Source organism: Silvanigrella sp., assembly GCF_044369315.1.
Classification (GTDB): domain Bacteria; phylum Bdellovibrionota_B; class Oligoflexia; order Silvanigrellales; family Silvanigrellaceae; genus Silvanigrella.
Genome location: NZ_JBIPMD010000185.1, coordinates 1 through 6,915, shown reverse-complemented (window position 1 = coordinate 6,915; position 6,915 = coordinate 1). Strand labels below are relative to the sequence as shown.

Genomic DNA, 6,915 nt, shown 5'->3' with positions numbered 1-6,915 from the left:
ATGGCTTCAATTAATTTGTTACCTTATTAATCGCACTGCTTACTTCCACGCTGATGGCTAATCTTTACGTGGGTGAGATTCGCACTCACTGGTTCTTACGCACTTATCTTGGCGCACCATAAAAAAATCCTTCATTTATATTAATTTAAATTTAAATTGACCAAATAAATAGTAAGTTCATAGAATATTTATTAAATGAAGATCTTTCTGTTACTGTTGAAGGATATGTTTTATAATTTAATGTCATAGTATGTCGATTGTATATAAAACTTGATCCAAGACTAAATATTTCAGAAATTTTATATGCACCCATTAACGTAGCGCCATAAAAAAAGTGATTATTTATCGTGTAACTCGTAGAATTATTTGCAGCGCGTGCATAATTATCATTTGTATCTAAATCAACATTAAAAGTATTCTTTAAAGTATATCCAAAATTTCCCAGAAAATACATTGAAATTGAATTTGTTAATTTATAATTAATACCTGAATGAAAAATGAAAGAAGTATAATCAAAATTTGCTTTTAAAGAATCTACATTTTGAATATCTGTGGAAGTATCTTGATTTTTTGTTTTTGTAATTTGTAATCCAGAGCCTATTGAAAATTTTAAATTGGAATCATTTTCAAAAGTATACAGTCCAAATAATCCTAATTGATATCCATTAAATTTATTAAATACATTTTTAGATGTATCAAATGAAAATCCGCTCAAATTGGTATAACCAATGCCACCATATATATCAATATTCTTTTCTTCAGCTTGGGCTGAGTTCGAAAAGAATAAAAAAGAACTAATACAACCCACTATTTTCAAAGTTAAACTTTTTTTTGCCATAATAAAATCCTTTAAATCTTCAAAATTCTTTTTCGAAGATTTAAAGGCGTATTTCATTCTATTCTAGTAGTCAAATTAGATTTGGAAAAATATATTAAAATATCTAATAAATTATATATTTAAGATAAATATCAGTTTTATAGGATAAATTAAAACTTAAAAAATAATTTAAAACAGAAATCTCATTTTGACTTATTTATCTACAAGAACAAGAGATTCCCCAGATGTTTTCATGATATTATTTGCCCAATCAATATAAGGAGCAATGCGTGTATTTAATCCATCTTCATATTCGCAAAAATCTTTGCCACTTTCCATAAAATCATCTAATTCCTTGCCTTGCCATATGGGATTGATACCTTGAGTCGCAGAAATTAAAACAGCTTCTCCATTGCGAATCACAAATTGAGGCCCACCAGAATCTCCATTGCATGTTTGCCCCTGGCTTTGTGACTTTTTTAAGGTTACTAAAAAGGTATCCTGTGATTCTTTTGAATCGTGTTTATCAGTTACAAAATTATTTTTTAAAGATTCTTTATATATAGTTTCAATAAATTCTTTTCTAGAATTACTCATATTTATTTTTAATGAACCCACACTTGAAACAGCCCATCTTTTTAAACCAAGCGTCCCCTTTTTATATTGCCCAGTTAATCCATATCCTATTGAAAGGATATTTTCAGTTGGAATTGGCTTTGCTAACATAACCTTTGCTGGTATTAGAGAATTCTCCACTAAATTATCTTCTGTTTGAATAAGTGCGATATCACCTAATGAAGTTTTGTATAATAAAGGATTTTGATACATATAATTGGCATAAATATTTTTAACTTTTAAAGATTTTATATTAAAAACATCATAAGCATTTTGGCCAAGAATGATTTCGGTATTAGATGGCAAAGCATTTATGATACAGTGTGAAGCAGTTATTATAAAATGAGGCGAGACAACAGTCCCAGTACAAACGCCTGTACCTGTTGTAAAAAACACAGTTGAGTTTGCACCTAAAATATTATTAGAGAAATCTTCACAACCATTTGCAATTTTATTTGATGTAAATCCATCTGGAAGATTATTACAAGATTGCTCATTTTTTAATTTATTATCAGTTGTTTTATTACATGAAGCAATAATAAGGAAAGATAAACACAAAGGAATAAAAGATAATTTCATTTTTTAATTAAACCTCAATTAAAAATCATAGTGACCAAGAAGCAATTATATTTGCAGAATATTCATTAAAAGATGAATTTTCTTGAATCGTTTCCGGGGGAGTAATATAATCTAATGTCATATTATGTCTGTTATAAATAAAGGAACCACCAAGACTGAACGTTTGGCTAAATTTATAAGCACTCATTAACGTAACACCATAAAAATAATGATTTTTAATTTCAAAACTAGAACTATCTAAAGCTCTTTTAACAAAATTAGAACTGCTTGAAGTTGTTACATCGATTGTATTAGCAAAAGAATAGCCCAAATTTGCAAGAGTATGAATAGATATATTTTTAAATATATTTAATTTAACACCACCATTTGCAACAATGGAATGATAAGAAAAATTTGTATCAAAAGTACCAGATTCTAAATTATTTTGATTTGAGACACCAACATAATGATACCCAGCACCCAGAACTGGTGTAAACAAACCTTGGCTATCAAAAGAATGCAATGCAGAAACACCAAGATTCAAGCCATCAAATTTATTAATTATTTTTCCAGTTCTTTGAAAAGAAAATCCATCTAAATGAGTATACCCTAAATTTGGAGATATTTCTAATTTTTTTTCCATTGAATAAGCATTTAAATTCAAAGAAATTAAAGACAAAGTAACTAAAAATAGGTTATAATTTCATTTTTTTTTCCTATAAAATAAACCAATAAATATAAAGGGAACTTTTTAATTAAAGGAATTTATATTTATTGTCAATATTTTTTGGTAATCTATCATTATTTTTTATATAATATTAAATATATATATTTTTAAATTAAATTTTATCAATAATATTCATTATATTATAAATGTTTTTTGCTTTTAAAATAAAATTTTTTTATTTTAAAAAACATAATTAAACATATGAAATTTAACTATTTTTTGTGGTATTGGTTTATATATTGCTTATTTTTATAACATTAATGAAAAAATATGTTGTTAGTAATAAATTTTTGTTTTCTATTTTAATTATAAACTAGTACAAGTGACTCTCCGGATAATTTCATTTTATCATTTAACCAATCAACATAAGGTGCAATTCGGGTATTTAAAGCACTCTCATACTTACAAGTATCTTTCCCAGATTTCATAAAATGGTATAGCTCTTTGCCTTGCCAATAGGAATTAAATCCTTCAGACGCTGAAATTAAGACGGCTTCATCATTCCGAATCACAAATTGAGGTCCTCCAGAATCCCCGAAACAGATTTGTCCTTCACTCTGCAACTTTTTATGGGTAACTAAAAAAGTATCCTGCACATCATTTGAGTCGTATTTTTTACTAACATATTGATTATTAGAAGCATTAGTATATTTTTCATCTATCATTCTTTTATCATCTGAACTCATATATAAATTTAAAGAACCCACACTTGAAAGAGCCCATCTTTTAAAACCACCTGTTTTTTCTTCATTTTTACCAGTTAAACCATAGCCAATAGAAAGGATTTTTTCTGTAATGCTTGGTTTTCCAAGCATAATTTTTGCTGGAGTGAGAGAATATTTATAAACTAAATTGTCCTCTGTCTCAATTAATGCAATGTCACCTAATGAGGTATATTTTAATGAAGGATCTTGATAAATTTCATTAACATAAATATTTTTAACCCTAAGATATTGTATATTTAATAAATCAGTAATTTTTTGCCCAATTATAATTTCTACTTTTGAAGGAGATTTTGTTAATTTAGTATCAAGATTATAAACACAATGCGCAGCTGTAATAACATAATGAGAAGAGACTACTGTTCCTGAACAAAAACTGTTTTCTAAAAAAATAAGAACAGTAGAATTAGCCCCTAAAATATTAGAAAAATTTTGACTACCATTTGATATTCTATTTGATGATAATTCATCGAAAATATAATTATATTTATTGTCTTTATCTATATTATTATCTTGCATTCTGCTGCATGAAAAAAAAATAATAAACGACAAACAAAAAGGGAACAATGATATTTTCATTTTTTTTAATTAACCTCTATAAAATTCAAAAAAGAAAGTTGCAATGATAATTGCAACTTTCTTTAAAAGAAGAAGTTTTACTTAATAGAAGTAATCTTTATTGTCAATAATAATTCCGAATTCATTTTACTAAATAGTAGATAAACTAAATTTCCAAATATATTAGATATTCTTAAATATTTTATAACTAATTTAAAAATATCTTTATTATTTTATTTCTTCTTTATTTTTTTCAATATTATTTTCAACACTATCATCTAAAAGAATTTTATGGGCAGGAGTTTCAAGGTCTTCAAATTGTCCATTTTTGACAGCAAATAAAAAAATACAAAGAAAAAAAGCTCCTATAAAAACCATAAAAATTGCTAAATATATAATTACTCCCATACTTTTTTTCCTTGCCTAAAATAAACGATCAAATAAACAGTTAAAGACGATATTGGCATAAAAATAGCTGCAAATAAGGGATCCACATATCCCAAACAAGCAAATAAGATTGCTACTATGTTATATATAAGACTGACAGAAATTAAAATTTTTAAAGTTTTTTTAATATAATTACAATAATAAAAAGTTGATTTTATTAAATTTAAATCCGATTTTCTTAAAAAAATATCAGCCGAATGAAGAGCAATATCTGTTCCACCATGAGAAGCTATACTGACATGAGCTTTAGCAAGCATAGCAGCATCATTAACACCATCCCCAACAGCCATCACTTTTTTTCCATTCGTTTGTAATTTTTCAAGAAATTCTAATTTATTTTTGGGCAATAATGATGAAAAAACGAAATTTAAATTGATCCCTAATTTATTAGCAATGCTCTTAACAGAAGCTTGTTTATCTCCTGAAAGAAGGTATGTATCAATATTTTTTTCTTTTAAAAATAATATTAAATTCTCTGCTCCAACTTGGATTTTATCCGTTAAAATAAATTTAAAATAAACATTATCATATTTGGCATAAACAGAGTAATTCATTTCTGATTCTTCATTATCAATACCTATAAAATCAGAATTTCCTATTTTGACATGAATATTAGAATCTATTAAATAACCCTCTATCCCTTTTCCAGCATGCTCTTTAATATCAATAAAATTAAACTTATATGAGTAATTATTAAATTTTTTAGAAATTGCTTTTGAAACTAAATGTAAAGAGAAATTTGATAAAGAAGAAAAACAAGATAAAATTTCATCTTTATTTTTTATATCAATTTGTGTATTTAAAATTTCATAACTAAGTACCGATAAATTTCCACTTGTTAACGTTCCTGTTTTATCAAATAAAATGGAATCAATTAATGGAATTGTTTCAATTGAATTTTGGTTTTTTACAATAACCCCTTTTTCCCACAAATTTTTAAGCGCCGAAGACATTAACAATGGGGTAGCTAATGCTAAAGCACAAGGGCATGAAATAATCAAAATAGAAACAAAAATATCTAATGCTTTTTGTATCGAAATAAATGACCAAAATATAAAAGATAATAAAGAAATAGCTACAATTAAAAGTGTAAAATTAGGAAGTATTTTTTCTATTTGTGTTTCAACTTTAGATTTTTTGGATTTTGCAATTAGGATTAAATTTTCAAGAGAAGAAACCCAAGTTTCGCTTCCTGTTTTTTCAGCTATAATTGTAACTGGATTTAAAAGATTTTGAGACCCAGCTAAAACATAATCCGACTTTTTCTTTAATACAGGATATTCTTCACCCGTAAGAGAAGCTTCATTTACTTCTGTTTCCCCTTCAATAATATAACCATCGGCTAAAAATGATTTTCCAATTGGAACATGTATTTTATCACCTTTATTAATAGAAAAAGCTTCAATTGGTAAAATATTTTTAATTGTCTCACCAAGTTCTTTTGCTTTATGAATTGATTTTTCATGAAAGTATCTACCAACTAAAAGTAAAAATACGAGACCCGTTATACTATCAAAATAAACTTTACCACTATTCATATATGCTTCATAAATACTAATAACTAAAGAGATAATCAAAGCAAATGAAATTGTTGAATCTATATGTATTTTTTTATTTATGAAAGCATTATAAGAATTTATAAAAAAACTTCTTCCTGCATAAATTGTTGCAGGAATAGATATAATCATACTTAATATAATAAAAACATGATTAATTTCAGGATTTATTCCAAAATATTTACCAAAATAAGAACTAGCTGCAAAGATCATTACATTTCCAAATGCAAAACCTGAGATACCAATATCTTTAATTCTTTCTTTTTCATAAGAAGTTCTAAACTCTTTAGAAGATAAAAAAGGAAGAGGTAAAGGATTATAACCTATTTTAATTAATGCTCTTGCAACTTTTTCTAAAGATTCAGCATTATTTTCAATGAAAGAAAATGTAACAACTTTATCTAATATATTTATATTAATATCATTAATATTTGGATTTTTCTGTATAGATTTTTCTATTAGCCAAATACAAGCCGCACATTTTATTTCAGGAATAAAAAATCCCCATAAATTATTTCTAAATTTAAAAATAGTATTTAATTTATCATTTTTAAAAATGGCGTAATGTGATTCTGAAAAATCTTCCGCAGTTGAAGGCTTTTCCCCTACTTTGTTCATTATTTCATAATATTTACTTAAATTATTGGAAATTAAAAATTGATAGACATTGGCACATCCATTGCAGCAAAATAATTCTGTATCTTTATTTTTAGTAAACTTTTTTTTACAATGAAGACATATATCTTCCAAATTAAATTCATGAGATACTTTATTTGAAAGACTATTTTGTGATATTAAAATTGAGGTATCTTTTTGATTGGAGTTTTTATTTATGGATAGTTTTTTAAACATTTTTGTTCCTATATTATCAATAGCAGCATACGGATTTACTGGTTCGCTACATTGCTTTGGCAT

6 protein-coding genes are annotated in these 6,915 nt (G+C 26.0%); all 6 read right to left on the bottom strand.

Translation table 11 applies throughout. The annotated features are described in order from the left end of the window. Positions 1-151: 151 nt before the first annotated feature. Complete coding sequence (locus tag ACIQ56_RS12945; protein ID WP_397601474.1) at positions 152-838, bottom strand: hypothetical protein; 687 nt, start codon at positions 836-838, stop codon at positions 152-154. A gap of 192 nt (positions 839-1,030) precedes the next feature. Then, positions 1,031-2,011 carry a trypsin-like serine protease gene (locus ACIQ56_RS12940; protein WP_397601473.1) on the bottom strand — a complete coding sequence of 327 codons (981 nt, stop codon included), beginning with the start codon at positions 2,009-2,011 and terminating at the stop codon, positions 1,031-1,033. Between the two features lie 25 nt (positions 2,012-2,036). Then, the gene (locus ACIQ56_RS12935; protein WP_397601472.1) at positions 2,037-2,633 is read right to left on the bottom strand and encodes a hypothetical protein; all 597 of its coding nucleotides are present in this window, start codon (positions 2,631-2,633) and stop codon (positions 2,037-2,039) included. Between the two features lie 386 nt (positions 2,634-3,019). Then, entirely contained in the window at positions 3,020-3,958 is a 939-nt protein-coding gene (locus ACIQ56_RS12930) for a trypsin-like serine protease (RefSeq protein WP_397601471.1), read from the bottom strand. A gap of 267 nt (positions 3,959-4,225) precedes the next feature. Continuing rightward, the gene (gene ccoS, locus ACIQ56_RS12925) at positions 4,226-4,405 is read right to left on the bottom strand and encodes a cbb3-type cytochrome oxidase assembly protein CcoS (protein ID WP_397601470.1); all 180 of its coding nucleotides are present in this window, start codon (positions 4,403-4,405) and stop codon (positions 4,226-4,228) included. Further along, positions 4,396-6,915, bottom strand: a 2,520-nt coding sequence (locus ACIQ56_RS12920) for a heavy metal translocating P-type ATPase (protein ID WP_397601469.1), incomplete at its 5' end; no start/stop codon positions are given. The genes ccoS and ACIQ56_RS12920, both read right to left, overlap by 10 nt.

Bases quoted from the DNA above. Each gene is read 5' to 3' on its own strand.
- ACIQ56_RS12945 (WP_397601474.1), bottom strand. From the start codon at position 838: ATGGCAAAAAAAAGTTTAACTTTGAAAATAGTGGGTTGTATTAGTTCT.
- ACIQ56_RS12940 (WP_397601473.1), bottom strand. From the start codon at position 2,011: ATGAAATTATCTTTTATTCCTTTGTGTTTATCTTTCCTTATTATTGCT.
- ccoS (WP_397601470.1), bottom strand. From the start codon at position 4,405: ATGGGAGTAATTATATATTTAGCAATTTTTATGGTTTTTATAGGAGCT.
- ACIQ56_RS12935 (WP_397601472.1), bottom strand. From the start codon at position 2,633: ATGGAAAAAAAATTAGAAATATCTCCAAATTTAGGGTATACTCATTTA.
- ACIQ56_RS12930 (WP_397601471.1), bottom strand. From the start codon at position 3,958: ATGCAAGATAATAATATAGATAAAGACAATAAATATAATTATATTTTC.